The 26,179-nt window shown below is 66.5% G+C and carries 26 protein-coding genes; 14 read left to right on the top strand and 12 right to left on the bottom strand.

The genetic code is table 11. From position 1 onward, the window contains the following. Positions 1–346: 346 nt before the first annotated feature. Entirely contained in the window at positions 347–607 is a 261-nt protein-coding gene (locus NDN16_RS15180) for a hypothetical protein (RefSeq protein ID WP_251114307.1), read from the top strand. Between the two features lie 54 nt (positions 608–661). Here NDN16_RS15180 and hutU read toward each other — a convergent pair whose 3' ends face one another. The 4 genes from hutU to hutI are packed head-to-tail and all read right to left on the bottom strand — an operon-like array spanning position 662 to position 5,881. Then, entirely contained in the window at positions 662–2,335 is a 1,674-nt protein-coding gene (gene hutU, locus NDN16_RS15175; RefSeq protein WP_251114306.1) for a urocanate hydratase, read from the bottom strand. Then, positions 2,332–3,141, bottom strand: a complete 810-nt coding sequence (hutG, locus tag NDN16_RS15170) for an N-formylglutamate deformylase (RefSeq protein ID WP_251114305.1) — start codon at positions 3,139–3,141, stop codon at positions 2,332–2,334. Before hutG ends, hutU begins: the two co-directional genes overlap by 4 nt. Next, the gene (gene hutH / locus NDN16_RS15165) at positions 3,138–4,679 is read right to left on the bottom strand and encodes a histidine ammonia-lyase (protein ID WP_251114304.1); all 1,542 of its coding nucleotides are present in this window, start codon (positions 4,677–4,679) and stop codon (positions 3,138–3,140) included. The genes hutG and hutH overlap by 4 nt, the downstream gene beginning before the upstream one ends. Then, the gene (hutI, locus tag NDN16_RS15160; protein WP_251114303.1) at positions 4,676–5,881 is read right to left on the bottom strand and encodes an imidazolonepropionase; all 1,206 of its coding nucleotides are present in this window, start codon (positions 5,879–5,881) and stop codon (positions 4,676–4,678) included. The genes hutH and hutI overlap by 4 nt, the downstream gene beginning before the upstream one ends. Positions 5,882–5,982: 101 nt before the next feature. On the opposite strand from hutI, the gene NDN16_RS15155 reads away from it, so the two are divergent. Further along, positions 5,983–7,344: a formimidoylglutamate deiminase gene (locus NDN16_RS15155; protein WP_251114302.1), complete on the top strand. Its 1,362-nt coding sequence runs from the start codon at positions 5,983–5,985 to the stop codon at positions 7,342–7,344. Continuing rightward, positions 7,341–8,036, top strand: coding sequence for a GntR family transcriptional regulator (locus NDN16_RS15150; protein ID WP_251114301.1), 696 nt, complete (start codon positions 7,341–7,343; stop codon positions 8,034–8,036). Before NDN16_RS15155 ends, NDN16_RS15150 begins: the two co-directional genes overlap by 4 nt. Here the strand turns inward: NDN16_RS15150 and NDN16_RS15145 are convergent, their stop codons facing one another. Together NDN16_RS15145 and NDN16_RS15140 are read right to left on the bottom strand one after the other, a co-directional pair. Next, positions 8,037–9,524 (bottom strand): carnitine 3-dehydrogenase, encoded by a 1,488-nt coding sequence (locus tag NDN16_RS15145; RefSeq protein ID WP_251114300.1) that lies wholly within the window; start codon positions 9,522–9,524, stop codon positions 8,037–8,039. Continuing rightward, complete coding sequence (locus NDN16_RS15140; RefSeq protein ID WP_251114299.1) at positions 9,521–10,435, bottom strand: 3-keto-5-aminohexanoate cleavage protein; 915 nt, start codon at positions 10,433–10,435, stop codon at positions 9,521–9,523. The genes NDN16_RS15145 and NDN16_RS15140 overlap by 4 nt, the downstream gene beginning before the upstream one ends. Before the next feature lie 99 nt (positions 10,436–10,534). Here NDN16_RS15140 and NDN16_RS15135 point away from each other — a divergent pair, with 99 nt between their 5' ends. Further along, on the top strand, positions 10,535–11,500 hold the full coding sequence (locus NDN16_RS15135) for a GlxA family transcriptional regulator (protein WP_251114317.1): 966 nt from the start codon (positions 10,535–10,537) through the stop codon (positions 11,498–11,500). Here the strand turns inward: NDN16_RS15135 and choX are convergent, their stop codons facing one another. Then, positions 11,501–12,439, bottom strand: a complete 939-nt coding sequence (gene choX, locus NDN16_RS15130; RefSeq protein WP_251114298.1) for a choline ABC transporter substrate-binding protein — start codon at positions 12,437–12,439, stop codon at positions 11,501–11,503. 131 nt (positions 12,440–12,570) lie between these two features. Then, positions 12,571–12,987 carry a VOC family protein gene (locus tag NDN16_RS15125; RefSeq protein ID WP_251114297.1) on the bottom strand — a complete coding sequence of 139 codons (417 nt, stop codon included), beginning with the start codon at positions 12,985–12,987 and terminating at the stop codon, positions 12,571–12,573. Positions 12,988–13,168: 181 nt separating this feature from the next. On the opposite strand from NDN16_RS15125, the gene NDN16_RS15120 reads away from it, so the two are divergent. Then, complete coding sequence (locus NDN16_RS15120) at positions 13,169–13,510, top strand: response regulator (RefSeq protein ID WP_251114296.1); 342 nt, start codon at positions 13,169–13,171, stop codon at positions 13,508–13,510. 25 nt (positions 13,511–13,535) lie between these two features. On the opposite strand, the gene NDN16_RS15115 is transcribed toward NDN16_RS15120, so the two are convergent. The 4 genes from NDN16_RS15115 to NDN16_RS15100 all read right to left on the bottom strand — a co-directional run bounded on the left by NDN16_RS15115 (position 13,536) and on the right by NDN16_RS15100 (position 17,551). Then, on the bottom strand, positions 13,536–14,924 hold the full coding sequence (locus NDN16_RS15115) for an aspartate aminotransferase family protein (protein WP_251114295.1): 1,389 nt from the start codon (positions 14,922–14,924) through the stop codon (positions 13,536–13,538). A 40-nt stretch (positions 14,925–14,964) separates the two neighbouring features. After that, the gene (locus NDN16_RS15110; protein WP_251114294.1) at positions 14,965–16,458 is read right to left on the bottom strand and encodes an NAD-dependent succinate-semialdehyde dehydrogenase; all 1,494 of its coding nucleotides are present in this window, start codon (positions 16,456–16,458) and stop codon (positions 14,965–14,967) included. A 140-nt stretch (positions 16,459–16,598) separates the two neighbouring features. Further along, entirely contained in the window at positions 16,599–17,033 is a 435-nt protein-coding gene (locus NDN16_RS15105) for a GNAT family N-acetyltransferase (RefSeq protein WP_435301109.1), read from the bottom strand. A gap of 29 nt (positions 17,034–17,062) precedes the next feature. Then, entirely contained in the window at positions 17,063–17,551 is a 489-nt protein-coding gene (locus NDN16_RS15100) for an Lrp/AsnC family transcriptional regulator (protein ID WP_251114292.1), read from the bottom strand. 99 nt (positions 17,552–17,650) lie between these two features. Between NDN16_RS15100 and NDN16_RS15095 the strand changes: the two genes are divergently transcribed. From NDN16_RS15095 to doeA, 9 genes are all read left to right on the top strand, one after another. Next, complete coding sequence (locus NDN16_RS15095) at positions 17,651–19,033, top strand: PLP-dependent aminotransferase family protein (protein WP_251114291.1); 1,383 nt, start codon at positions 17,651–17,653, stop codon at positions 19,031–19,033. Positions 19,034–19,167: 134 nt separating this feature from the next. Next, the gene (gene ehuA / locus NDN16_RS15090) at positions 19,168–19,953 is read left to right on the top strand and encodes an ectoine/hydroxyectoine ABC transporter ATP-binding protein EhuA (RefSeq protein WP_353050219.1); all 786 of its coding nucleotides are present in this window, start codon (positions 19,168–19,170) and stop codon (positions 19,951–19,953) included. 86 nt (positions 19,954–20,039) lie between these two features. Then, positions 20,040–20,888, top strand: a complete 849-nt coding sequence (gene ehuB, locus NDN16_RS15085; RefSeq protein WP_251114290.1) for an ectoine/hydroxyectoine ABC transporter substrate-binding protein EhuB — start codon at positions 20,040–20,042, stop codon at positions 20,886–20,888. 23 nt (positions 20,889–20,911) lie between these two features. Next, entirely contained in the window at positions 20,912–21,571 is a 660-nt protein-coding gene (gene ehuC, locus NDN16_RS15080; RefSeq protein ID WP_251114289.1) for an ectoine/hydroxyectoine ABC transporter permease subunit EhuC, read from the top strand. A 4-nt stretch (positions 21,572–21,575) separates the two neighbouring features. Next, on the top strand, positions 21,576–22,232 hold the full coding sequence (gene ehuD, locus NDN16_RS15075) for an ectoine/hydroxyectoine ABC transporter permease subunit EhuD (RefSeq protein ID WP_251114288.1): 657 nt from the start codon (positions 21,576–21,578) through the stop codon (positions 22,230–22,232). 1 nt (position 22,233) lies between these two features. Then, complete coding sequence (eutA, locus tag NDN16_RS15070; protein ID WP_251114287.1) at positions 22,234–23,010, top strand: ectoine utilization protein EutA; 777 nt, start codon at positions 22,234–22,236, stop codon at positions 23,008–23,010. Continuing rightward, positions 23,007–23,987, top strand: coding sequence for a hydroxyectoine utilization dehydratase EutB (gene eutB, locus NDN16_RS15065; RefSeq protein ID WP_251114286.1), 981 nt, complete (start codon positions 23,007–23,009; stop codon positions 23,985–23,987). The genes eutA and eutB overlap by 4 nt, the downstream gene beginning before the upstream one ends. After that, on the top strand, positions 23,987–24,976 hold the full coding sequence (gene eutC / locus NDN16_RS15060) for an ectoine utilization protein EutC (RefSeq protein ID WP_251114285.1): 990 nt from the start codon (positions 23,987–23,989) through the stop codon (positions 24,974–24,976). Before eutB ends, eutC begins: the two co-directional genes overlap by 1 nt. 21 nt (positions 24,977–24,997) lie before the next feature. Then, the gene (gene doeA / locus NDN16_RS15055) at positions 24,998–26,179 is read left to right on the top strand and encodes an ectoine hydrolase DoeA (RefSeq protein WP_251114284.1); all 1,182 of its coding nucleotides are present in this window, start codon (positions 24,998–25,000) and stop codon (positions 26,177–26,179) included.

The raw sequence follows: 26,179 nt of genomic DNA, 5'->3' as shown, positions 1-26,179 counted from the left end.
ACCAAAACACACAACAATCACAATAACCCCGCTCCAACGCGGGGGGGGGGTGGCGTTTCTACAGCGAGTTCGTCTGATCGCGGGCGTCGGAACCTGCTGGCGGCTTGCCCGGCCAGCAGGCGCGGGCATGTCGTGCGCGGACCCCGGATCGGACAGGAAGCGTTTGCCTTCCTGTAATCTTAAATCTATAAAGATAATCGGCCCGATGGGGAGCTTGCACCCTCCCGCACCGGGCCTGACCCTAACGCTCAACACAGGAGAGCATTATGGCTGGCTCAGCCTTTAGCATAGATCCTCATTCCTCTGCATCACCCTCCGGCAACGCGCCGCAGTAATGCACGTCCGGTTGAAGACCGGCGAATGGAGGCATATTCCCGGACGCCTTACCGAGGCGGATGACGGATATCTCTGGCCGGTGGACCGCTTTGTGGACATCGCTCCGCACATCGTGTCCGAAGACCTGCTCAAGTTCGCGCGCAAGCTGGTGAAAACCGCTGCCAAGCGGCAATGGCAGGTGCGGTACATGCATATCAACCGCATGCAACTGGAATTGGCCATGAGCTGTATCAACCAGTCCATGGCCGATGGTGAACGGTATTACTACTAGAGGCGGGCGGTGGGGCGGCGACGTCTACGCTTCCGCCCCCTCGCTTCATCCGATCTACAGGATCGCCGGCAGGTTCAATCCCTGTTCGCGCGCGCAATCGATGGCGACGTCGTAGCCGGCGTCCGCATGGCGCATGACGCCCGTTGCCGGATCGTTCCACAGCACGCGTTCCACACGGCGCGCCGCGTCTGCGCTGCCATCGCAACAGATCACCATGCCCGAATGCTGCGAGAACCCCATGCCGACGCCGCCGCCGTGGTGCAGACTCACCCAGGTGGCGCCGGAGGCCGTGTTCAGCAGAGCATTGAGAAGCGGCCAGTCCGATACGGCATCCGAGCCATCCTTCATGGCTTCCGTTTCCCGGTTGGGGGAGGCGACGGAGCCGGAATCCAGATGATCGCGGCCGATGACGACCGGGCCTTTCAATTCGCCATTGGCGACCATATCGTTGAAGGCGAGGCCCAGCCTGTGGCGATCTCCGAGGCCCACCCAGCAGATGCGCGCCGGCAGGCCCTGAAACGCGATGCGCTCCCGCGCCATGTCCAGCCACCGATGCAGATGCGCGTTATCGGGCAACAGCTCCTTCACCTTGGCATCGGTGCGGTGGATGTCCTCCGGGTCTCCGGACAGCGCGGCCCAGCGGAAGGGCCCGATGCCGCGGCAGAACAGCGGACGGATATAGGCCGGTACGAACCCGGGGAAGGCGAAGGCATTCTCCAGCCCCTCGTCCTTCGCCACCTGCCGGATGTTGTTACCGTAGTCGAGCGTCGGCACCCCGGCATCATGAAAGGCCAGCATGGCCTCGACATGCGTGCGCATCGACGCACGCGCCGCCTTTTCCACCGCCTTGGGATCGCTTTCGCGCTTCGCCTTCCATTCCGCGATACTCCAGCCCACGGGAAGATACCCGTTGATCGGATCGTGCGCGGAGGTCTGGTCGGTCACGATGTCCGGGCGGATGCTGCGCCGGACCATCTCCGGCAGAATCTCGGCCGCGTTGCCCAGAAGCCCGACGGACTTCGCCTCGCCGGCCGCAGTCCAGCGCTGGATCATCTCCATCGCCTCGTCCAGCGTCTCCGCCTTCTCGTCGACATAGCGCGTCCGCAGGCGGAAATCGATCGAGTCCGGGTTGCATTCGACGGCAAGGCACGATGCGCCCGCCATGACGGCGGCCAGCGGCTGCGCACCGCCCATGCCGCCGAGCCCGCCCGTCAGAACCCAGCGCCCCTTGAGGCTGCCGCCATAATGCTGGCGCCCGGCTTCCGCGAAGGTTTCATAGGTGCCCTGAACGATGCCCTGCGTGCCGATATAGATCCAGGAGCCGGCCGTCATCTGGCCATACATGGCAAGGCCCCGTCGATCCAGCTCGTTGAAATGATCCCAGGTCGCCCAGTGGGGCACCAGGTTGGAGTTGGCGATCAGGACGCGCGGCGCATCCGCATGCGTGCGAAAGACACCGACCGGCTTGCCGCTCTGTACCAGAAGCGTCTGGTCTTCCTCGAGCGCGCGGAGCGCCGAAACGATCTTGTCGAAGTCGTCCCAGGTGCGGGCTACCCGCCCGATGCCGCCATAGACGACCAGTTCATTGGGGTTTTCGGCAACCTCCGGGTCGAGATTGTTCATCAGCATGCGCAAGGGCGCTTCCGTCATCCAGCTCCTGGCTGTCAGTTCGGGTCCACGCGGCGCGCGGACGGTACGGGTATTGTGGCGGCGTGGATCCGTGGTCATGCATCACCTTTCAATTCGGCGGCGAGGGCGCTGATGCGATTGAGAAGCGCCGACAGCGTATCGCGAAGCGGCGCGGCGCGGGCGGCGTCGTAGGCAAAGGGGGGGCTTTCTCTGGCAAGATGCGTGGCCTGGGCCAGCTCCATCTGGATAGCGTGAACCCCCCTCTGCGGCTGGCCGTAGTGGCGGGTCGTCCAGCCGCCACGAAACCGCCCGTTGACGACATGGGTGAAGGTGGGCGCGGCTGCCGCCGCAACCTCCGCCGCCGCCTGCTGGATCGATTGTGCGGCGGTCTTGCCGTTGTCGGTGCCGATGTTCAGGTCCGGCAACCGCCCCTCGAACAGATAGGGAATGACGGAGCGGATCGAATGGCAATCATAGAGGATGGCAACGCCATGCCGTCGGCGAACGCGCTCGATCTCGGCGCGGAGCGCGGCGTGGTACGGCGCGTGGAACCGCTCCAGCCGCATGGCCCGGTCCTGATCCGTCGGCTCCTCGCCCGGCTTCCAGATCGGCTGATCGTCGAAATCCGTCAAGGGAACGAGCCCCGTCGTGTTCTGCCCCGGATAAAGGCTTGCACCCGAAGGGTCGCGGTTGGCGTCGATGACGTAGCGGTGGAAGGTCGCCTCCACATGCGTCGCGCCGTCCAGCAGGCCGTCATACAGGCGTGGCAGGTGCCAGTCCGTATCCCGCAACAACCGGCCCTGCGCATTGAAGCGCCCGGCGATCTCGTCGGGAACCAGCGTGCCGGAATGGGGATAGGCGAGAATGACGGGCCCTTCGCCCTGCCTGACCGTGAAGACGCTCATGCCGCGTCCTCGAGCGACGGCAGAAGACCGGGGGAAACCGCCTCGGCGAGACTGCCATCCTCGACCATCGCGGCGGCGGCGAACAGGTCGTCCGCCATATAGCGATCCTCGTCCAGTGCGGGTATGCGGGCGCGGATCGCGGCCTGCGCCTTCAGGAGCTCCGTCCCGGTCTTCAGGGGTTGTCGAAACTCGACGCCCTGGGCTGCCGTCAGCGCCTCTATGCCGATGATGCCGAACAGGTTGGCCGTCATCAGCTGAAGCCGCCGCGCGCCATGGCAGGCCATGGAGACGTGGTCTTCCTGGTTGGCCGAGGTGGGCGTGGAATCCACCGATGCCGGATGCGACATCTGCTTGTTCTCCGACATCAGCGCGGCGGAGGTTACCTCCGCGATCATCAATCCGGAGTTCAAGCCCGGATTGCGCGCCAGGAATGCCGGCAGGCCGAAGGAGAGGGCAGGATCCACCAGAAGTGCGATACGCCTCTGGGCGATGGCGCCGACCTCGCACACGGCCAGCGCGATCTGGTCGGCCGCGAGCGCCACGGGCTCGGCGTGGAAATTGCCGCCCGACAGGACCTGCCCGTCCGAGAGGACGAGAGGGTTGTCGGTGACGGCATTCGCTTCGATGCGCAAGGTGCGTCCCGCCTGCCGCAGCACGTCCAGGCAGGCGCCGTCCACCTGCGGCTGGCAGCGGATGCAATACGGATCCTGAACCCGCTCGTCGCCCTCCAGATGGCTGTCGCGGATCTGCGAGCCGGCGAGAAGGCCGCGCAGGGCCTTTGCGGCATCGATCTGCCCCTGGTGGCCGCGCAGACTGTGGATTTCCGCGTGGAAGGGCGCGGAAGACCCCATGGCGGCGTCCGTGGACAGCGCCCCGGTGACGAGTGCCGCCGCCGAGGCCCGATGCGCCCGGAACAAGCCCGCCAGCGCCAGAGCGGTGGAAACCTGCGTGCCGTTGATGAGGGCCAGGCCCTCCTTGGCGGCCAGCACGACAGGCGCCAGCCCGTGCTGCCGCAGAGCCTCGCTGGACGCCATCTCGATGCCGCCCACGCGCACCTTGCCTTCGCCGATCATGGCGGCGGCCATGTGCGCAAGCGGTGCAAGGTCGCCCGATGCGCCGACGGAACCCTGGCCCGGAATGACCGGCAGGATGCCGTGCGCAAGCATGGCTTCGATCAGTTCGACGATCTGCGGGCGCACGCCGGAAGCACCCCTGCCGAGAGAGATGAGCTTGGTGGCCATGACCAGTCGCACGATCGGGTCGGGCAGGGGCTCGCCGACGCCGCAGCAATGCGACAGGATGAGGTTGCGCTGCAACGTCGCCACATCGCCTGCCGCGATGCGTACGCTGGCCAGCTTGCCGAAGCCGGTATTGACGCCATAGACGGCCTCGGCTCCGCCGGCGATCTCCGCGATGCGGGCGGCTGCGGCCGCGATGGCTGGTCGGAAGGCCGCGTCGAGCGTTATGGGCCCGCTGCCGCGATAGATGGATTCGAGCGTCGCGAGGGTGACCCTGCCGGGTGTGAGGATGATGCTCATGAAGAAGACCCGAGGATGATTGCGTGGAGCGGGTTGAAGCCGATGCGGTAGGAAAGTTCGGCGGGATGGTCGATCGACCAGATGGCGATCTCCGCGCGCCTGCCCGCCTGAAGGGTGCCGATCTCTCCCTCCAGTCCCAACGCCCTGGCGGCATGGCACGTGACGCCTGCCAGCGTTTCCTCGGGCGTCATGCGGAACAGGGTGGCGCCCATGTTCATGGCCATGAGCAGGGAGGTGAGGGGCGATGTGCCGGGGTTGCAGTCGGTGGCCAGCGCCATCGGAACGCCCGCGGTCCGAAGGGCGGCAACCGGAGGAGCCTGCGTTTCGCGCAGCGTGTAGTAGGCACCGGGCAGCATCACGGCAACGGTGCCGGCCCGCCGCATGGCTGCGACGCCCGAATCGTCCAGATATTCGAGATGGTCGGCCGACAGCGCGCCGAAGCCGGCTGCCATCGCCGCGCCACCGAGATTGGACAATTGTTCCGCGTGCAGCTTGACCGGCAGGCCAAGCCTGCCCGCATGCTCGAAGACGCGCGCAACCTCGGCCACGGAAAAGGCGATGCCTTCGCAGAAGGCGTCGACGGCATCGATCAGGCCTTCCGCGGCCCCGGCGTCCATGCCGGGCAGGACGACTTCGGAGATATAGTCGTCGGCGCGCCCCTTGTATTCCGGCGGCAGGCTGTGCGCGGCAAGCCAGGTCGTCCGCACCCGAACCTTCTTCTCGCGTCCGAGCCGCCGGGCGGCCCGCAGCATGGCGAGCTCCGACTCGATCGTCAGCCCATAGCCGGACTTGATCTCGACCGTGCCGACACCCTCCGCCAAGAGGGCGTCGAGACGCGGCCCGGTCGCCCTGGCAAGTGCCGCTTCGTCCAGCGCGCGGGTTGCCGTCACCGTGGATACGATACCGCCCCCGGCGCGGGCGATCTCCTCATAGGTCTTGCCATTCAGCCGCATCTCGAACTCGCGGGCGCGGTCGCCGCCGAAAACCAGATGCGTATGGCAATCGATCAGCGCCGGTGTCGCGACCCGTCCTTCCTGGCTTTCCGCCGCCACACCGCGAAACCGATCGGGCAATGCTTTGATGGGGCCGGCATAGGCGATCCGGCCGTCTTCCAGCGCAAGCGCGCCGTCGGCCACTCTTCCGTAGGGCTCGGGCCCGGCCATGGTACAGAGCGTGAGATCTGTCAGAAGGCGCACGGCCATGGCTTAACTCCCTGATGCTCCATTTCACGTGAAACGCTATTATGTATAGACATAAAAAGTCAATCGGGCATAATCGGGCGCAAGGCGACGGAGGCAGCAGCATGCGTATCAAGGCCGCGACGGCACTTACACCGGATGGCTGGCGCGACGAGATCGTCGTTTCCGTCGGCGGCGACGGTAGGATCGAAACCGTGGAGCCGGCTAAGGACCATGCTTTCGACATGGCTGTTCCGGTCTTGCTGCCGGCCTTGTCCAACCTGCACAGCCATACGTTTCAGCGCGCCATGGCGGGTCTTACCGAATGGCGGGGGCCAGAAGGGCGCGACAGCTTCTGGACCTGGCGCGAGCTGATGTATCGCTTTCTCGACGTGCTGACGCCCGACGAGATCGAGGCGATCGCGGCGTTCGCCTTCATGGAGATGCAGGAGGCCGGCTTTGCCGCCGTGGCCGAGTTCCATTACCTGCATCGCGCGCCGGGCGGCGTGCCATACGAAAATCCGGCCGAGCTATCGGAACGGATCGTCGCCGCGGCGGGCGATAGCGGCATCGGCCTCACCCTTCTGCCCGTTATGTATCAGCAGGGCGGCCTCGATGGCCGCCCCCTGGCCGGCGGCCAGCAGCGCTTCTTCAACGATACCGATTCCTTCCTTCGGCTCGTCTCGGATGCCGAAACTGCACTCTCACGCCTGCCGGGCGATACGGCGCTCGGCATCGCGCCCCATTCCTTGCGTGCGGTCTCGGCGGAAAGCCTTGCCGAAGTGGTGGCGCTGCGGCCATCCGCGCCACTTCACATGCATATCGCCGAGCAGGAACTGGAGATCGACGAGGTGGTGGCGGCCACGGGCCGGCGTCCGGTGGAGTGGCTGTTCGACAATCATGACGTGGATGCGCGCTGGTGCCTCATCCATGCCACCCACATGACCGAAGGCGAAACGGACCGGCTGGCGCGCAGCGGCGCCGTTGCCGGACTGTGCCCCGTCACCGAGGCCAATCTGGGCGACGGCATCTTCAACGGCGTCGACTATCTTTCGGCCGGCGGGCATTTCGGCATAGGCTCCGATTCCAATATCCGCATTTCGACGGGAGAGGAATTGCGCCAGTTCGAATATTCCCAGAGGCTGAAGCATCGGGGGCGCGCCGTGCTTGCGGAGCCCGGCGGGTCCGTCGGCCGCCGCCTGTACGGTAACGCCCTGGCGGGCGGGGCGCGGGCCCTCGGGCGAGACAGCGGAGCCATAGAGCCCGGAAGGTGGGCGGATCTTGTCGCGCTGGATGCCGGCGCCCTGTCCGGCTCCGGCAGGGGCGACGGGCTGATCGACGGATTTGTCTTTACTGCGGATTCGCGCGCGGTGACGGATGTGTGGTCGGCCGGGCGGCACCGGGTGCAGGCCGGGCGGCATGTGGCGCGCGCGGCCATCGAGGCACGCTACGCCAGGACGCTGTCCCGGCTGATGCGCCTTTCATGAACGAGCGGGCATCCTTTCGCACCATCAAGGACGAGATCGCCCGGCGCATCGGCGACAAGGTCTGGCCGCCGGGCACGCTCATCCCCGGCGAGGCGGCGTTGGCGGACGAGTTCGGCGCGGCGCGGGCCACCGTCAATCGTGCCCTGCAGGAACTGGCGCGCACCGGCCTTCTGGAGCGTAAGCGCAAGGCCGGCACGCGCGTAGCGCTCAACCCCGTCCGGCAGGCCCGGCTGTCGATTCCCATCGTGGGCGAGGAAATCGCGGCGCTCGGCCAAGCCTATGATTATGCGCTGCTGGCGCGGACCGAGCGCCCAGCCGACCCGGGCGATGCGCGCCGGTTGGGCATGGCCGTCGGGCGACCCGTTCTGGCCATCGCCTGCCTGCATCGTGCGGACGGCAGGCCCTATCAATACGAGGACAGGCTCATCAGCCTCGACGCGGTTCCGACCGCCCGGGACGAACCCTTCAGCGCCGTCGGCCCCAATGAATGGCTGGTCAACAACGCGCCCTTTTCCTACGCGGAGCTCAGCTTCCTGGCGGCGGCCGCGACGCAAGCGGAGGCGCGCCATCTGGGCCTGCCGGCCGGCCAGCCGGTCTTCGTGGCCGAGCGGCTGACCTTCATCCTGACGCGGCCCATCACCCATGTGCGGATGGTGCATCCGCAAACCCATCGGCTGCGCACCATCATCTGATCATGGCCCGGCCGGCGGCATGGCGATGGCCCGGCCGATGAAGTCCGGGCGCGGCAAACGGGCGGCCCGCCCGGCCTCGCGATCCAGCGCCGCCGCGACGGCCAGGGGCGCCGGTGCGGCGCGTTCGCCCGTGACATGCAGCAACAGATGCTCCGCCGTCGCCAATGTCGTTCCCGCCTCGTCGGTCACCGCATGTGCGAGGTGCAGCCGCTTTGCGTCATGGCCCACAAGGACCGTCACGACGTCGAGGCGTTGGCCGGCGCGGGCCTGAGCCAGATGGCGCAGGTGGCTCTCGACCGTGTAATAGCTGCTTCCGCCCGCGACATAGGCCGAATCGACGCCGATCATCCGCAGGAAGGCGTCCGTCGCCTCTCCGAAGAGCTGGAGGTAGCGGTACTCCGTCATGTGGCCGTTATAGTCGATCCAGCCCGGGCTGACCGTCGCCGTCAGGAGCTTCAGAGGCCCGCCGTCGTCGGGCACGGGCACCGCGCGATCCTGCAAGGCGTTCTCGAACTCGGCCAGCAGCCTGCCCGCACCCCAGCCCTTGCCGCCGTCGCCGGTTTTCAGGGACTGCAGGATGCCGACCAGGTTTTCGTCGCGCAGGCGCTCCAGCTCGCGGATCGAAAGCCCGTCCGCCTGCGCGTCCGACTGGGCGGCAATCTTGTCGACGAGCGCATCGTCCATCCGGGGCACGTCGGTCAGCTTCGTCCACGGCCAGGCGAGGCAAGGTCCGAACTGCTGGAGGAAGTGCCGCATCCCGGCTTCGCCCCCGGCAATGCGATAGGTCTGAAACAGGCCCATCTGCGCCCAGCGCAGGCCGAAGGAATAGCGGATCACATCGTCCAGCGTCTCGACGTCGCAGACGTCGTCCTTCACCAGCCACAGCGCCTCACGCCACAGGGCTTCCAAAAGCCGGTCGCCGACGAAGGCCTCGATCTCCCGGTCGATGACGACGCCCTTCATCCCGATGGTCGGCAGGGCAGCCTGAGCCTTGCCGATGACGGCCTTGTCGGTCTGCCGCCCGCCCACCAGTTCCACCAGCGGCAGCAGATAGACGGGGTTGTAGGGATGGGCGACGAAGAGGCGCTCCGGATGCGCCATCCCGCCTTGCAGGTCGGTGGGCAAAAGGCCCGAGGTGGACGATCCGATCATCGCGGCGGGGCGGGCGGCGGCATCGATCTCTGCCAGGACGCCGCGCTTGAGGTCCAGCCGTTCGGGAACGCTTTCCTGGATCCAGTCCGCATGCGCCACCGCCTCGGCAAGGCTGGCATGGAAGGCAAGGCGGCCTCGCGGCGGCAGCGGCGCGTGAGTCAGCATGGCATAGGCACGTTCGGCATTGGCGACGACCTCGCCGACGATGCGCTGTGCGTCCGGGTGCGGGTCGAAGACATCCACGTCGATGCCGGCCAGCAGGAAGCGGGCGATCCAGCCGCCGCCGATGACGCCTCCGCCCACACAGGCCGCGCGGCCGATCCTCGGGCCGGTCATCGCGCAACCCCGCGCCTGGTGAGCTTCAGCTTGTCGCGCACGGCTTGCGGCCCCACGATGCGGGCGCCCATCGCCTCTACCAAGCGCACCGCACTGTCCACAAGTTCGGCGTTGGTGGCGAACCGGTCCTTGCCGAGGCGAAGATTGTCTTCCAGCCCGACACGCACATTGCCGCCGGCAAGCACGGCGGCGGCCGGCCAGGCCATGGCATTGCGGCCGATGGCGAAGGCTGAAAAAGTCCAGCCGGCCGGCAGATTGTTCACCATCGCCAGATAGGTGTTGAGGTCGTCGGGCGCACCCCACGGAATGCCCATGCACAACTGAACCAGAACCGGGTCTTCGATCAGGCCCTCTTCCACCAGTTGCCGCGCGAACCATAGGTGGCCGGTATCGAAGGCCTCGATCTCGGGGCGCACGCCCAGCGCGGTGATCTGCCGCGCCATCTCGCGCAGCGTGCCCGGCGTGTTGACCATGACATAATCGCCGAGGTTGAAGTTCATGGTGCCGCAATCCAGCGTGCAGATCTCCGGCCGGCATTCGACGATATGGGCGAGCCTTTCCGAGGCTCCGGCCATGTCCGTATCCGCGTCGTTCACGGGGAGGGGGCGTTCGACACTGCCGAAGACGAGGTCGCCGCCCATGCCCGCCGTCAGGTTCAGCACGACGTCCACATCCGCTTCACGGATCCGCTCAGTGACCTCGCGGTAGAGCGCCAGGTCACGGGCCGGCCTGCCCGTATCCGGATCGCGGACGTGGCAATGCACGATGGCCGCGCCCGCTTTGGCCGCATCGATGGCCGAAGCGGCGATTTCGGCCGGCGTCACGGGGACATGCGGCGAGCGCCCCGCCGTGTCGCCGGAGCCCGTCACCGCGCAGGTGATGAAGACGTCGCGGTTCATGGAAAGCGGCATTGTCGGACCTTCCGTTTCGTTTGACGTGCCGGAAGGGTGGACGAGACGGCAACGGCGCATCACACTGCTTGCGAAACCCGTTTGACATTATGCGATGCGATGATCTTCACCGAGACCGACGATACCCTGGACGTTTCCCTTCTGCTGTTTCCGGGCTTTTCGCTCATGTCGCTCGCCGCCGCGCTTGATCCGCTGCGGGGCGCGAACCGCGTTCTGGGGCGGCAGGCCTATCGCTGGCGGCTGTTGTCCATGGACGGGGAAGCGGCTGCGGCCAGTTGCGGCGTAGCGGTGGCCGTCGACGGCCGCTTCGATGCCGAAACGTGCAGTTCGTTGCTGGTTCTCGTCGCAGCCTTCGGAGCGGAGCGGCAGGCGACGTCCGAAACGCTGATGGCGGTTCGAAAGGGCGTTCGGCGCGCCGACATGGTATTCGGCGTCGAAGCCGGCGCCTGGGTGCTGGCGCTGGCCGGCCTGCTGGACGGGCGGCGCGCCACGACCCATTGGGAAGACCTGGAAGATTTCGCGGTGCGGTTTCCGCATGTGGAGGTGGTGCCCGACCGCTTCGTCGGCGACGGGCCCATCTACACGACGGGTGGGGCCACGCCGGCCCTGGATCTGATGCTGACGCTGATCCGCGCACGCAACGGCTATTCCGCCGCGCTCGACGTGGCGAGCCTGTATATCTACGAGGAGATGCGTGCGGGAGGCGACACCCAACCGGTCGTTTCCCTCGGGCGTATCCGGCGGCACGAGCCGCGCGTCGCCGAGGCGATCCGCATCATGGAAACCCATCTGGACCGGCCGTTGACGATAGCGGCCATCGCGCTGCGCGTCGGCCTTTCCACGCGCAACCTGGAGCTTCTGTTCCGGCGCATGGTCGAAGTTTCGCCCGCCGCCTATTTCCTGAAACTGCGGATCGCGCAGGCACGCCGGCTGGTGGTGGATACCAACCTGTCGATGGCCGAGATCGCCGAGCGTAGCGGCTTCTCGTCCATTTCGGCGCTGTCACGTGCCTTCCGCCGCCATTACGGCCATGCGCCCTCCACCGCGCGGAGGGCGCGTGGCTGATCAGCCGCCGAGGCTGGCCTCTACGGCCGCCAGGCCCGGTTGCCCCTCCAGCGTGGTCACGCCGTCGAGCCAGCGCGCCAGCATCTCGGGGTTTTCCTTCATCCAGGCCACGGCGGCGGCATCCGGCTGCATGCCCTTGTCGATGATGTCGCTCATCAGGCGGTCTTCCATCGCGACGTCGAAGACGAGGTTGGACAACAAGACGCCAAGGTTCGGGCAATCGGCGGAGAGGCCCTTGCGGGTCACGGTCTGCACGGTGGCGCCGCCGTCATTCGGGCCGAAAACGTCGTTGCCGCCTTCCAGGTAGGCGATGTCGTGATTGAGGTTCATCGGGTGCGGCTGCCAGCCGAAGAACAGGACGTCGCCGTCCTGGCGCATCCGCGAGGATACCTGCGCCAACATGGCCTGCTCGCTGGATTCCACCAGGGTGAAGTCCTTGAGGGCGAACGTATTGTCGGTAATCATCTTCTGGATGGTCTCATTGGCGCTGCTGCCGGCCTCGATGCCGTAGATCTGTCCTTCCAGCCGGTCCTTGAAACCGGCGATGTCGGAATATGTCTTCAGCCCGGCATCGTAGGTGGACTGCGGGACGGCAAAGCCGATGCGCGCACCCGTCAGGTTGACGGCGGCGACCTCGATGGCCCCCGATTCGATGAGCGGCGTCGCGATCGGCTCCTGCAGGGGCATCCAGTTGCCCAGGAATATGTCGGTGTCGCCCTGGTCGAGCGCCCGAAAGGTGATCGCCACCGACAGCACCGACACTTCCGGACTGTAGCCCAGCGCCGTCAGGAGTTCGTTGGCGACCGCCGTGGTGGCGGTGATGTCCGTCCAGCCGACATCGGAGAATTTCGGTGTCGCGCATGCCGCGCCATCGGCGGCGGCAGCCGGTATGGTCAGGATGGACATGGTAGCAAGGATGGCAGGTGTCAGCCGCATCATTCGCGCTTCCTTCTTCTGTGCGCCACGGCGCAGAGGCAATGGATCTGAAGGCGTATGGTGCTGAAAGGTTAGCGGCCTTTTCCCCCGTCGATTGACGGTTTGCGTCGTTGTCTTGCCCGTTTGCGAAGGCTTCAGGAGTCTTCCCGATCCATCGCCGACATGTCCATCCACACGACTTCGAAGATATGCCCGTCGAGGTCTTCGTAGGATCGGCCATACATGAAGCCGTAATCCTGGGTGGGACATGGGTCGGCCCTGCCGCCTGCTTCGACAGCCTTGTCGATCGTCTCGTCGACCTGGGCGCGGCTGTCGGCGGACAGTGCCAGAAGCACCTCGCTGACGGCATGGGCATCCGCGATCGCCTTCGGCGTGAAATCCCGAAACCGGTCATGTGTCAGCAGCATGATCGAAATCGTATCCGAGATGACCATCATGGCAGCGGACTGGTCGGTGAAGCGCGGCTCGTTGCGGGCACCGAGCGCCTCATGGAAGGTCATTGACCGGGCCAGATCAAGGACCGGAAGGTTGACGAATATCATGCGACTCACGGCAGTTCCCTCCGTTGGAATTTACGTTGATATCAATATAATTTTCACGCGTCAAATTGCGGTGCGACAAAAAAGTCTCACGCGGCCGGCACTTTTTTGCGTCCGCGCCGTTTAGAGATCGATAGTCGGGAACGTAACGCTCCAACAGCCGGGAACGCATGCCGCAATGACCTATCGAATCATGATCGTCGAGGACGAGTTCCTGATTGCCATGGATCTCGAGGATGCCCTGTCAGAAGCGGGATTCGAGGTGGTCGGCATCGCCACGGATACGGACGCCGCGCTGGCTCTGGCGCGCGATACCAAGGTCGATGCGGCAATCATGGACGTCAACCTGGCGCGCGGCACCTGCGGCATCGATACCGCCCGCCGCCTGCGCGCCGAACTCGACATCCCGTCTCTGTTCGTCAGTGCGCAGATCAATGAGAAGCTGAGGTCGGTCGCCGCGGATGCAAGACCGCTGGGCTTCGTGACCAAGCCCTACATGCCGGATGAAATCGTTGCAAAGCTGGGCGCCGCCTGACCTTGCGGACAGGCGGCGGGCGCGCTTAGAGATCGGCTGCGACGGCATCTACGGCGCTGCGGGTGGCCTCTGCAATCCGGTCTGCTTCCTCTTTCGTCAGGCAGAAGGGCGGCGCAAAGCCCAATATGTCTCCCTGCGGCATCCCCCGGCCGATCACGCCGCGCTCGAGCAGCGCCGCGGCAATGCGCGGCCCGACCTTCAGCGCCGGATCGAAGAATATCCTGTCATCCTTGTCGGCGACGAACTCCACCGCCGCCAGCATGCCTTCGCCACGCACCTCACCGACCAGCCGGTGGCCGCCCACGGCTTGTGAAAGCGCCTCGCGCAGGTAGGCGCCGGTCTGCCCCGCATTCGAGACGAGGTCCAGGCGGTCGATCAGTTCGAGGTTGGCGATGCCCGCCGCCGCGCACAGGGGATGGGCCGAGTAGGTCCAGCCATGACCGATGACGCCCATGGCATCGGAGCCCTCTACCAGCACGTTCCATACCTTGTCCGAAACGATCGTGCCCGACAGGGGCAGATAGGCGGAGGTCAGGCCCTTTGCGATGGTGATCAGGTCGGCCTCGATGCCGTAGTGGTCCGCCCCGAACATGGAGCCGAGGCGTCCGAACCCGGTGACCACCTCGTCCGCCACCAGGAGGATATCGTACTTCTTCAGGACGGCCTGGATCTTCTGCCAGTAGCCGGCCGGCGGCGGCACGATGCCGCCCGTTCCCAGGACCGGCTCGCCGACGAAGGCCGCCACCGTATCCGGCCCCTCGGCAAGGATCATGTCTTCCAGCCTGTCGGCGCAGTGCTGCGAGAACTGCTCCTCTGTCATGGAGCGGTCTTCGCGGCGGAAGTAATAGGGTGCTTCCGTATGCAGGATGGGTGCACGGGGCAGGTCGAACGCATCATGGAAGAGCTGCAGCCCGGTGAGGGAGCCGGTCATGACGCCCGAGCCGTGATAGCCGCGCCAGCGCGAGATGATCTTCTTCTTCTCCGGCCGACCGAGTACGTTGTTGTAGTACCAGATCAGCTTGATGTTGGTTTCGTTGGCATCCGAGCCGGACAGCCCGAAATAGACCCTGCTCATGTTGGCGGGCGCCCGGTCCACGATCATCTTTGCAAGGCGGATGGAAGGTTCGGAGCCGTTGCCAGCATAGGCGTGGTAATAGCTGAGCTTGCGTGCCTGCTCCGCGATCGCTTCGGCGATCTCCTGCCGGCCATAGCCGACATTGACGCAGTAGAGGCCGGCAAAGGCATCGAGGCTTTCGCGGCCGTCGCGATCCACGATCGTGCAGCCGCGGCCGCCTTCGATGATGCGGTTGGGCGTTTCGCCGCGCGCATGCATGCCCATATGGGTTGACGGATGGAAGAAATGGTCGCGGTCGAAGGCGTTCAGTTCGTTGTCGCGGCTGGCCCGATCGAGCATGCTGGATCTCCTGGATTGGAACTTCGGGGGAGCCTTGGCCTCAGGCGAGGTCGAGGCAGACATATTTGAGGTCGGTGAAGGCCTCGAGGCCGTGTCGCGATCCCTCGCGGCCGAGACCGGATTGCTTGACGCCGCCGAATGGAACGGGCGCGCCGGTGATCTTGACCCGGTTCACCGCGACCATGCCGTACTCCAGCGCCGCCGAAAGGCGCGCGGCACGGGCGGAATCGCGTGTCACCACATAGGCGACGAGCCCGTACTCGCTGTCGTTCGCCCGGTCGATCACCTCCGCCTCCGTGTCGAAGGGGGTGATGGCGGCGACGGGCGCGAAGGTTTCCTCGCGCATGATGAGCGCATCGTCCGGCACGTCGGCCAGCACGGTCGGGGCAAAATGCAAGGGCCCGGGCCGGCCCGCCGTTCCGCCTGCCACGATACGTGCCCCGCGTGCCTGCGCGTCGGCGACGTGCTCGGCCGCCTTGGCGACGGCGCGCGGGTGCATCAGGGGTCCGATGTCCACGTCGGCGTCCAGCCCGTTGCCCACCTTGAGCGCCTGGGCCCGTTCCGCGAAGCGTTGCACGAAGGCATCGTACAACGCGCGCTGGACGTAGATGCGGTTGGCCGCGAGGCAGTCTTGGCCCGAAGTCGCGAATTTCGCTCCCATGGCGATGTCGACGGCCCGCTCGATATCCGCGTCGTCGAAGACGATGAAGGGGGCATGGCCGCCCAGTTCCATCACCAGACGCTTGACGCCGGGCGCACAGCGCGCGGCGATCATGCGGCCGATCTGCGTCGAACCGGTGAAGCTGATGGCGCGCAGGCGTGTATCGGCGCACATCGTACCGACGATCGTTTCGGCGTCGCCGGTCAGGACGTTGAACAGGCCGGGGGCAAAGCCGGCGCGCTCCGCAAGCTCGGCAAGGGCCAACGCGGAAAGCGGCGTATGGGACGACGGATGGGCGACCACGGTGCAGCCTGCCGCCAGCGCCGCAGCTGCCTTGCGCGTCAGCATCGCCGACGGAAAATTCCACGGCGTGACCAGGCCGACGGCGCCGACCGGCACGCGCGACACGCTCATTGCGGCGCCCGGCAGATGGCTGGCGATACCTTCTACCGAGGCGCGCCTGCCTTCCTCCGCATAGAAGGACACGAAGGATGCCGCGTAGTCGATCTCGCCCAGCGACTCGGCCATGGGCTTGCCCTGCTCCAACGTCATGATGAGCGCCAGATCGTCCCGGGCGGCGAGGATCAGGTCGTGCCAGCGCATCAGGGTTGCCGCGCGGGCCTGGGGCGTCAGCGCCTGCCACGGCTTCAGTGCGGCATGCGCGGCGTCGATGGCCTCCGCCACCGTCTCTGCCCCGAGCGCCGAAACATAGGCAAGGGCGGTCCCGGTAGCCGGGTCGGTGACCGGAAAGGCGGCGCCGGACGGCTCCCGCACCCAGCGGCCGTCGCAATAGCCGTTCTCACGCAGGAGGCGCCTGTCGGACAGGCGGTCCAGCGCGGCATGGCGTTCGTGTCGGGCGAAACAGGCGCTCATCTCGTCGAATCCCCTTGTCGTGGAGATTCGAGCCTAGGCTGGAGCGGTCGCGCTTTTGGTCTTTTCTGCCGGTCCCCGCAGGAGACAGTCTCTCAAGAATGTCGCCCGGCCGGAGAAAGTCTCTTCCGGCCCGGCCGGGATCAGAAGCTCTTGGAGTATTGCAGGAAGCCCGTCCGGTCCGCGACCTGGTCGTAAAGCTTCATGGCGGCGCGATTGGTTTCGTGGGTCAGCCAGTACACGCGCGACGCGCCGGCCTTGGCCGCTTCGGAATAGACGAAGTCGATCAGCTTGCGCCCGAGGCTGCGCCCGCGCATTCCCTCGGCCACGAAAAGATCCTGCAGGTAGCAATAGTCGCCGACCGTCCAGGTGGAACGGTGGAAGATGTAGTGGACGAGGCCGAGCGGCTTGTCGTCCTCGAAGGCGAGCACGCCGAACATCGGCTCGGCTGGGTCCAGAAGCCGCTCGAACGTCTTCTCGGACACGTCCCGCGGAATCTCGACCTTGTAGAAGCGCTGGTAGCCCTCCCACAGGGTCAGCCACGCGTCCTTGTCTTCCGGTCGGATGAGTCGGTTCATGTCCATCTCCATTGCGCGTGTGGCAACGACTACTCCTTAGAGCGCTTCAAGGCCAGCAATTCCACGGGTGCGTCGACCTCCTCCTTGACCGTGCGGGTGACGATGTAGGTGAAGTACCGAGCGATCCCGATCTCCCGGGCGAGCCAGCCGTCCACAAGCCTCTGGTAGTGGTCTATGCCAGGGCTGACGACCTTAAGTATATAGTCGACGCCGCCGCCGACCGACCAGCAGGACACGACCTCCGGCGCTTCGCGGATCGCCCGCTCGAAGCGGTCGAAATCGGCCTGCCGGTGGTTGCCGAGCGTTACTTCCACCAGCACCTCGGCGATGGGCGCGATGGCGCAGATGCGGATCCGCGCACGGTAGCCCATCACGATGCCGGAATCCTCCAGCTTCTTCAGCCTGTTCCAGCATGGCGTGGGCGACAGGCCGACACGCTCGGCCAGCGCCAGCTTGGTGATCCGGCCGTCGCTCTGGATTTCCCTGAGGATACGCAGGTCCGCCGCGTCGAGCTTCATGCCCTCCGTGCCCCCTCTGATGGTCGAGACATGGGTGTTTAAGCTCTAACGGCGCATTTTCCAATTGTGAATTGTCATGATTTCGGCAAAGCTTGATTCATGACAATGTGGTACATCGACCGCCCCGCCCTGCGGCGGCCCTACTATCAGTCCCTCGCAGACCAGATCGGCCGGGCCATCGGCGATGGACGGCTGGCGGCCGGCGTGCGGCTGCCGCCCCACAGGGTCATGGCCGACGGGCTCAAACTGTCGGTGCAGACGGTCAGCCGGGCCTATGAGGAACTCATACGGCGGGGGCTCGTATCCGGGGAAACGGGGCGCGGCACCTTCGTGCGGGGCGACAAGCCGGAAGGCACGTTGCCCTATATTCCGGAGCGGTTCGGCGAAATCGTGGACCTGTCCATCCTCAAGCCGGTCTGCGAGACGATGCATGTGGAGCGCATGCAGGCCGCCCTGGTGGAGCTTGCCGGCAGCCTGCCGCCGTCGACCGTCCTGTCGTTCCGCCCCAATGTCGTCTTTCCGCGCCACAAGGCCGTGGCGGTGGACTGGCTGCGCGGTTGCGGCCTGTCCGTGCCACCGGCCAACATCTGCCTGACAAACGGCGCGACGGCGGGAATGACCATCGCCCTGATGAGCGTGGCGGGCGCCGGCGGCGCTGTCGGGACGGAGGCGATCGGCCACCACACGCTGGTTCCGCTGGCCACCTATCTGGGCCTCAAGCTGACGGCGCTGGACATCGACGAGGAGGGCATACTGCCCGACGCGCTCGACGCCGCCTGCCGGCACGACGGCATCCGGGCGGTATTCCTGCAGCCGTCGGTCATCGGGCCGACAGCGGCGCTGATGGGCGAGGGGCGGCGCGCCGCCATCGCGGCCGTTGCCCGCCGGCACGACATCGCCATCATCGAGAACGACGTTCTGGGACCGCTGATCGAGGACCGGCCGCCACCTGTCGCCGCCTTCGCGCCCGAGCGCACGCTGTATGTCACCTCCTTCACCAAAACGGTGCTTCCCGGCCTTCGCACGGGATATCTCGCGGTGCCGGACAGGATGCTGTCGGCCGTGATGAACCGGCACCTGGTCACCAACTGGATCGCGACGCCCCTGATCGCCGAGCTCGCGACGCGCTGGGTGGCCGACGGCACGGCCGCAGAGCTGGTGCGATGGCAGCGACAGGCCTTGCGCCGGCGGCAGGAGGTGGTTGCCGAAATGCTGGCCGGGATCCCCTACAGGGCGCACCGCGAAGGGCTGCATCTGTGGCTGCCGCTGGATACGCCCGAAACGGAAGAGCTGTTCGTGGCGCAGGCGCGCCTGCGCGGCGTCGCCGTCGCGCCGGGGCGCTCCTTCCAGATGGGGGCGATCCGGCAGCCGGCCGTGCGCGTCTCCGTCGGCTCGACGACCGAAGCGGAGCTGCGCACCGGCCTGAAGGTCATCGCCAACCTGCATCGGTCCGACCCGGAGCCGCTACTGCTGGCGATCTGAGCCGAGACTGGGCTCCGCTGCATCGAAAAATGGCACAGCCCGATTAATTGTCATGATTTGATTTTGTCAATTGACATGATTTGGTGCGGGTCGCATCGTTGCGTCACTCGATGGCCTCAATCAGAGGATGCTACGTGGCGTCACCGATCATCCAGTTCGAAAACGTGACCAAGCGCTTCGGTGAGCTGACCGTGCTCGACCGGTTGAACTTCGACGTCATGCCCGGCGAAAAGATCGCGCTGATCGGTCCGTCCGGCTCCGGCAAGACGACTATCCTGCGCATCCTGATGACGCTGGAGGACCTGACCGACGGCCATATCAAGGTGGACGGAGACCACCTGTTCCACATGGGCGGCGAGGGGGCGTTGAAGCCCGCCGACGAGAAGCACCTGCATCGGATGCGGGCGAAGATCGGCATGGTCTTCCAGCATTTCAACCTGTTTCCGCACAAATGCGTCTGCGAGAACGTCACGCTGGCGCCCGTCCTGACGCAGGGCGTCAAGCCGGCCGATGCGAAGAAGCGGGCGCTGGAACTGCTGGACATGGTCGGCATGGCCGACAAGGCGAAGTCCATGCCGTCGCAGCTTTCCGGCGGGCAGAAGCAACGCGTCGCCATCGCCCGCGCGCTGGCGCTGAACCCGCGCATCATGCTGTTCGACGAGGTCACCTCCGCGCTCGATCCGGAACTGGTCGAGGAGGTGCTGAACGTCATGCGCCTCCTGGGCCGGGAGACGGACATGACCATGCTGCTCGTGACCCACGAGATGAGTTTCGCCCACGATTTCGCGGACCGTGTCCTTTTTTTCGACAAGGGACGCATCGTCGAGTCCGGTCCGCCGGACGCGATCTTCACCAACCCGAAGGAAGAGCGCACCCAGGCTTTCCTTCGCAAGGTCGTCGCCGCCGGCCAGCGCGTCTGAGCGCGCGGTCCGGAATTCATCGCATCGTCCGCAATCGAGGCGGTTCCGCTTCGACCGGGCATGCTTCTGCCAACGGAGCCACACCCATGCCGAATGCCAAGATCCGCCGCGCCATCCTGGGTGCATCGCTGGGCGCGCTTGCCCTGTCGGGCCTTCCGGCCCAGGCACAGGAGGCGCTCGATGCCTTGAAGGAGCAGGGCTTCGCCCGCATCGCCATCGCCAACGAGCCGCCTTTCACCGCCGTCAACTCGGACGGGAGCGTATCGGGGGCCGCACCGGATGTCGCCCGGGCCGTCTTCAAGCGTCTCGGCGTCGATGACGTGGTCGCCTCGATCTCGGAGTATGGGGCAATGATCCCCGGTCTTCAGGCACGGCGCTTCGACGCCGTAACCGCGGGGCTGTTCATGAAGCCCGAACGCTGCGCCGCCGTGGCCTATTCCGAGCCTGTCCTGTGCGACGCCGAGGCCTTCCTGCTCAAGGCCGGCAATCCGCATGGCCTGAAGTCCTACAAGGATATTGCCGACAATGCCGAGGTCCGCATCGGCGCGCCGGGCGGCGGCACGGAGGAGCGCCTGGCCCTGGAAGCCGGCGTGCCGCGCGACCGCGTCATCGTGGTGCCCGACGCGCAGAGCGGCCTGACCATGCTGCAGCAGGGGCGCATCGATGTCTATTCGCTGCCGGTCCTGTCCATCAACGCGCTGGCCGGCCAGGCCAACGACGACACACTGGAGGTCGTGGCCCCCGTCGAGGGTGCGCCGGTCTATTGCGACGGTGCGGCCTTCCGCAAGGACCAGACCGAGCTGCGCGACGCCTTCGACCGCGAACTGGCGGCCATCAAGGCTTCGGGCGAGTTCGCCCAGATCATCGAGCCATACGGCTTCTCGGCGCAGGCGGCGATGTCGACGACGCGCGAAAAGCTCTGCGCCCAGCAGTAAGCCCCGGCTGAAGAAGAACCGCGATGGATATGTGGCTCGGCTATCTCCAGCTGATACTGGAAGGCGCGGTCGTTACCGTGAAGCTGACGGTCTATGGCTGTCTCTTTGCGCTGCTCGTCGCTTTCGTGGCCGGCCTGGGGCGCGTCTCGCGCTTCTGGTGGGTGCGGGCGCTGGCAACCACATATGTCGAGTTCTTTCGCGGCACGTCGATCTTCGTCCAGCTGTTCTGGGCCTATTACGTCCTGCCCTTGATGGGTCTGACCCTGAGCGAGATGCAGGCGGGCGTGCTGGCGCTGGGCCTGAATGTCGGCGCCTACGGCGCGGAGGTGGTGCGAGGCGCCATCCGCGCCATAGGCCGGGAGCAGCGCGAGGCTTGCGTGGCGCTCAACCTGACGCGCTGGCAGGCCATGCGCCACATCATCCTGCCGCAGGCGCTGGTCATCATGCTGCCCACGTTCAACAACAACGCCATCGAGCTTCTCAAGGCCACGGCCATCGTGTCGCTGATCTCGCTGGCCGACATGACCTTCCAGGCGCAGGTGGTGCGGGCGCAGACCGGCAATACGGCGGTGCCCTTCATCACCATCCTCGTCCTGTATTTCGCCATGGCGTCCGTCATCACCGCCGGAGTCCGGTTCCTTGAACGGCGGCTGGCGCGCGGCCTCGACGGCGTGAGGGCCTGACGCGATGGAATGGGATTGGGATTTCGTCTGGCAGATCATGCCGACCCTCGTCGAAGGCGCGAAGATCACCGTCGTCGCGACGCTGCTCGGCTTCGTCCTGGCGGCCGTCCTCGGCCTCGTCTTCGCCGTGGCACGGCGCTCTCCGAACCGCTGGGTGGCGCGTCCGGTTTCGCTGGTGGTGGAATTCATCCGCGGCACGCCGCTGCTCGTGCAGCTCTATTTTCTCTTCTACATCCTGCCGGACATCGGCATCACCCTGGCGCCGCTGGTTGCCGGCGTCATCGGGCTCGGGCTGCATTACGCAACCTACACGGCGGAGGTCTACCGCGCGGGCATCGAGAACGTGCCGCGCGGCCAATGGGAGGCCGCCAAGGCCTGCAACATGACCGGCGGGCAGACCTGGCGGCATGTCGTCCTGCCGCAGGCCGTGGCCCCGATGGTTCCCGCGCTGGCCAACTATCTCATCGCCATGTTCAAGGAAACGCCGCTGCTGTCGGCCATCACCGTGCTGGAGCTGATGAACCAGGCGCGCTCCATCGCCAACTACAACTACCGCTATATTGAGCCGATCACGCTCGTCGGCGCCTTCTTCCTCGTCATATCGCTCATCGCCGTCTTCGGCGTGCGCTATCTCGAACGCCGCTATGGAAAGGTCGCCTGACATGCGCGCCGAGGTTCGCCTGATGCAGGCTCCCCTGCAGTTCGATCCGCAACCGGTCGAGCGGCGGATCGGGTTGATATTGCTGGCGACGGACCTGACGAGCGAGCCCGACTTCGTGCGTCTGGTGGCGGGGCCGGGTGTGGCGCTGCACGCCGCCCGCATCGCCTATGCCAACCCGACGACGCCCGAAAACCTCGCCGCGGCCGCGCCGCGCCTGTCGGAGGCCGCCGCCCTGCTGCTGCCGGACGAGGCCCTCGACGCGATCGTGTTCTCCTGCACGTCGGCCTCGGTCGTCATCGGCGACGCCGCGGTGGCCGAAGCCATCGGGCTCGGCAAGCCCGGCGTGCCTGTCGTGACGCCGCCGCTGGCGGCGGTCCAGGGTCTCTCGGCGCTGGGCGCGACCCGCGTCAGCGTGTTGACACCCTATACGGTCGAGACGAGCGCGCCGATGGCCCGTTACTTCGAGGACAAGGGGCTGGAACTCGCGGGCCTCAGTTGCCTTGGCCTGACGGATGACCGGCAGATGGCTCGGATAAGCCGGCAAAGCATCGTCGAGGCAGCGGTCCGCGCAACGGCGGACGACGCGCAGGCGCTCTTCATCTCCTGCACGGCGGTCCGCTCGGCGGGCGTCATCGACGCCATCGAGGCGCGGATCGGCCGGCCGGTGGTAACCAGCAACCAGGCCAGCGCGTGGCTCGCGCTCCACCATTGCGGCCTGACGGCCGGCGCGCGGGCCGTCGGCCGGCTGATGCGGCTCGCAATGCCGGAGGCCGCATGATCGCCCTTTCGGACATAGAAGAGGCACGTCGGCGCATCGCGGGCATCGTGCGCGAAACGCCGGTGGACCAGTCGGAAAGCCTGTCGGAGCGCCTCGGCGCACCGGTGTTCCTGAAACACGAGCAGCGGCAGATCACCGGCGCCTTCAAGCTGCGCGGCGCGGCCAACGCCGTGGAGCGCCTGTCGGCGGCGGAGCGGGCGCGCGGCGTGGCAGCGGCGTCGACCGGCAATCATGGGCGGGCGCTTGCCTATGCGGCGCGACGAACCGGCGCGCGGGCCGTGATCGCGATGTCAAGCCTCGTCCCGATGAACAAGGTGAAGGCGATCTCCGCGCTGGGCGCCGAAGCGCGCATCGTGGGTCGCAGCCAGGACGATGCCCAGCGCGAGGTGGACCGGATGGTGGCGGAAGAGGGAGTGGTTTGCCTGCCGCCCTTCGACCACCCCGACGTGATCGCCGGCCAGGGCACGATCGGGCTGGAGATCCTGGAGCAGGTGCCGGAGGTGAAGACGGTGCTGGTTCCGCTTTCCGGCGGCGGGCTGATCGCCGGTATCGCCTGCGCGGTCAAGGCGCTGCGGCCCGATGTGCGCATCCTGGGCATCTCGATGGAGCGCGGAGCCGCAATGGCGGCCAGCCTCGACGCCGGCAAGCCCGTCGACATCGAGGAACTGCCGACGCTCGCCGACTCGCTCGGGGGCGGGGTGGGCCATGCGAACCGCTACACCTTCCCCATGGTGCGGGACCTGGTGGACGACGTGATCCTTGTCACCGAGGCGGAGATCGCGGCCGGAATCCGCCATGCCTATTTCGAAGAGCGCGAGGTCGTGGAGGGTGCGGGCGCGGTCGGCATAGCGGCCCTCGTCGCCGGGCGGATCCGGCCTTCCGGGCCGGTGCTGGCTCTCGTGTCCGGGCGCAATATCGACATGGATCTGCATTGCCGCATCGCGGCCGGCGCCAACGGGCTGGAGGACGCCGCCTGATGCCCGACATGCTGATCCTGACGGAGACGGACCTGCGCGCGCTGGTACCATTGGATGTCGAGGCCATCGATGCGGTGGAGCGCGCCTTCCGCGCCCTCGCGCAAGAGGCTGTCGTGATGCCGCCCATCCTGCGCCTCGACGTGGCGGAGCATAATGGCGAAGTGGACGTGAAGACCGCCTATGTGCCCGGTATCGAGGGCTTCGCAATCAAGATAAGCCCGGGCTTCTTCGACAATCCGAAACTCGGCCTGCCCAGCGTCAACGGCATGATGGTGCTGCTATCGGCTCGCACCGGCCTGGTGCAGGCGCTGCTTCTCGACAACGGCTATCTGACGGACATTCGCACGGCCGCCGCCGGCGCAGTCGCGGCGCGCCACCTTGCCCGGGAGGATGCCCGCCACGCGGCCATCTTCGGCGCGGGCATGCAGGCGCGTCTGCAGTTGCAGGCGCTGGCCATGGTGCGCCCGTTGCAGGGCGCCTCGATCTGGGCGCGCGACGGCGCGCGGGCCGAGGCCGCCGCCGCGGAGATGACGCAGGCGACCGGCCTGCCGGTCGAAGCGGTGCGCGATCCGCAGGAGGCAGCGCGGCGCGCCGACATCATCGTCACGACGACGCCGTCGCGGGCGCCGATCCTGCAGCGCCGCTGGGTGCGCCCCGGCACACATGTCACGGCCATGGGCTCGGATGCCGAACACAAGAACGAAATCGACCCCGCTCTGGTCGCCGCCGCCCGCTATGTCCCCGACAGCCTGGCCCAGACCCGCATCCTGGGCGAGTTGCATCACGCCATCGCGGCCGGGCTCGTCGCCGGCGACCGGCGGTTTCCCGAGCTCGGCTCCGTCATCGCCGGGCAGGCGACCGGGCGCCCCAATGCCGAATCCATCACCTTCGCGGACCTCACCGGTACCGGTGTTCAGGATACCGCCATCGCCACGCTGGCCCATGCCCGCGCCATGTCGGCCGGGGCGGGTACGCGCTTTACAAGCTGATCCTCATTTCCAGGGTGCACCATGACAGAGCCGCAGCTCAACTTTACCCGCGCCGAATATGCCAGCCGCCTCGAAAAGACGCGTAGCGCCATGGCGGCCCGGGGCATCGACCTTCTCTACGTGTCGGACCCGTCCAACATGGCCTGGCTGACCGGCTATGACGGCTGGTCCTTCTACGTGCATCAGGGCGTCATCGTGCCACCCGAGGGCGAGCCCGTCTGGTATGGGCGTGGGCAGGACGCGAACGGCGCCCGGCGCACGGCATACCTTTCCCAGGACAATATCGTCGGCTACGCCGACCATTACGTGCAGTCCACCGAGCGCCATCCCATGGATCGCCTGTCGGAGGTCATCCGCGAACGCGGTTGGGACGGCCTGACCATCGGCGTCGAGATGGACAATTACTGGTTTTCCGCAGCGGCCTACGCCTCGCTGCGCACGCATCTGCCGGGCGCACGCTTCGTGGATGCGACGGCGCTCGTCAACTGGCAGCGCGCGGTCAAGAGTCCGCAGGAGCTGGAATACATGCGCGTCGCGGCCAGGATCGTCGGCGCCATGCACAAGCGGATCGTCGATACGATCGAGCCGGGAATGCGCAAATGCGACCTCGTGGCCGAGATCTACGATGCGGGAACCCGCGGCGTCGACGGCTTCGGCGGAGATTATCCGGCCATCGTGCCGCTGCTGCCGTCGGGGGCGGATGCCTCGGCGCCGCATCTGACATGGGACGACAAGCCCATGCGGATCGGGGAGGGCACCTTCTTCGAGGTCGCCGGCTGCTACAAGCGCTATCACTGCCCCCTGTCGCGCACCGTCTTCCTCGGCAAGCCGACGCAGGCCTTCCTGGACGCGGAAAAGGCCACGCTGGAAGGGATGGAGGCGGGGCTTGCCGCCGCCAGGCCGGGCAATACCTGCGAGGATATCGCCAACGCCTTTTTCGCGGTGCTGCGCAAATACGGGATCGTCAAGGACAACCGCACCGGCTATCCGATCGGCCTGTCCTATCCGCCGGATTGGGGCGAGCGTACGATGAGCCTGCGCCCGGGCGACAAGACGGTGTTGCAGCCAGGCATGACCTTCCACTTCATGACCGGCCTGTGGCTGGAGGACATGGGGCTGGAGATCACCGAATCCATCGCGATCACGGATACCGGCGTGGAAATCCTGGCGGACGTGCCCCGGCAGCTTTTCGTCAAGGAGTGA

Source organism: Aureimonas altamirensis, assembly GCF_023702225.1.
Lineage (GTDB): Bacteria > Pseudomonadota > Alphaproteobacteria > Rhizobiales > Rhizobiaceae > Aureimonas > Aureimonas altamirensis_B.
The sequence above is the reverse complement of the archived record's forward strand: the minus strand, read 5'-3'. Positions and strand labels throughout refer to the sequence as shown.

Excerpts from the sequence above, each read along its gene's own strand:
- hutU (WP_251114306.1), bottom strand. The coding sequence starts at position 2,335 with ATGACCACGGATCCACGCCGCCACAATACCCGTACCGTCCGCGCGCCG.
- hutG (WP_251114305.1), bottom strand. The coding sequence starts at position 3,141 with ATGAGCGTCTTCACGGTCAGGCAGGGCGAAGGGCCCGTCATTCTCGCC.
- hutH (WP_251114304.1), bottom strand. The coding sequence starts at position 4,679 with ATGAGCATCATCCTCACACCCGGCAGGGTCACCCTCGCGACGCTCGAA.
- hutI (WP_251114303.1), bottom strand. The coding sequence starts at position 5,881 with ATGGCCGTGCGCCTTCTGACAGATCTCACGCTCTGTACCATGGCCGGG.
- NDN16_RS15155 (WP_251114302.1), top strand. The coding sequence starts at position 5,983 with ATGCGTATCAAGGCCGCGACGGCACTTACACCGGATGGCTGGCGCGAC.
- NDN16_RS15150 (WP_251114301.1), top strand. The coding sequence starts at position 7,341 with ATGAACGAGCGGGCATCCTTTCGCACCATCAAGGACGAGATCGCCCGG.
- NDN16_RS15145 (WP_251114300.1), bottom strand. The coding sequence starts at position 9,524 with ATGACCGGCCCGAGGATCGGCCGCGCGGCCTGTGTGGGCGGAGGCGTC.
- NDN16_RS15140 (WP_251114299.1), bottom strand. The coding sequence starts at position 10,435 with ATGCCGCTTTCCATGAACCGCGACGTCTTCATCACCTGCGCGGTGACG.
- NDN16_RS15135 (WP_251114317.1), top strand. The coding sequence starts at position 10,535 with ATGATCTTCACCGAGACCGACGATACCCTGGACGTTTCCCTTCTGCTG.
- choX (WP_251114298.1), bottom strand. The coding sequence starts at position 12,439 with ATGATGCGGCTGACACCTGCCATCCTTGCTACCATGTCCATCCTGACC.
- NDN16_RS15120 (WP_251114296.1), top strand. The coding sequence starts at position 13,169 with ATGATCGTCGAGGACGAGTTCCTGATTGCCATGGATCTCGAGGATGCC.
- NDN16_RS15115 (WP_251114295.1), bottom strand. The coding sequence starts at position 14,924 with ATGCTCGATCGGGCCAGCCGCGACAACGAACTGAACGCCTTCGACCGC.
- NDN16_RS15110 (WP_251114294.1), bottom strand. The coding sequence starts at position 16,458 with ATGAGCGCCTGTTTCGCCCGACACGAACGCCATGCCGCGCTGGACCGC.
- NDN16_RS15105 (WP_435301109.1), bottom strand. The coding sequence starts at position 17,033 with ATGAACCGACTCATCCGACCGGAAGACAAGGACGCGTGGCTGACCCTG.
- NDN16_RS15100 (WP_251114292.1), bottom strand. The coding sequence starts at position 17,551 with ATGAAGCTCGACGCGGCGGACCTGCGTATCCTCAGGGAAATCCAGAGC.
- NDN16_RS15095 (WP_251114291.1), top strand. The coding sequence starts at position 17,651 with ATGACAATGTGGTACATCGACCGCCCCGCCCTGCGGCGGCCCTACTAT.
- ehuB (WP_251114290.1), top strand. The coding sequence starts at position 20,040 with ATGCCGAATGCCAAGATCCGCCGCGCCATCCTGGGTGCATCGCTGGGC.
- ehuC (WP_251114289.1), top strand. The coding sequence starts at position 20,912 with ATGGATATGTGGCTCGGCTATCTCCAGCTGATACTGGAAGGCGCGGTC.
- ehuD (WP_251114288.1), top strand. The coding sequence starts at position 21,576 with ATGGAATGGGATTGGGATTTCGTCTGGCAGATCATGCCGACCCTCGTC.
- eutA (WP_251114287.1), top strand. The coding sequence starts at position 22,234 with ATGCGCGCCGAGGTTCGCCTGATGCAGGCTCCCCTGCAGTTCGATCCG.
- eutB (WP_251114286.1), top strand. The coding sequence starts at position 23,007 with ATGATCGCCCTTTCGGACATAGAAGAGGCACGTCGGCGCATCGCGGGC.
- eutC (WP_251114285.1), top strand. The coding sequence starts at position 23,987 with ATGCCCGACATGCTGATCCTGACGGAGACGGACCTGCGCGCGCTGGTA.
- doeA (WP_251114284.1), top strand. The coding sequence starts at position 24,998 with ATGACAGAGCCGCAGCTCAACTTTACCCGCGCCGAATATGCCAGCCGC.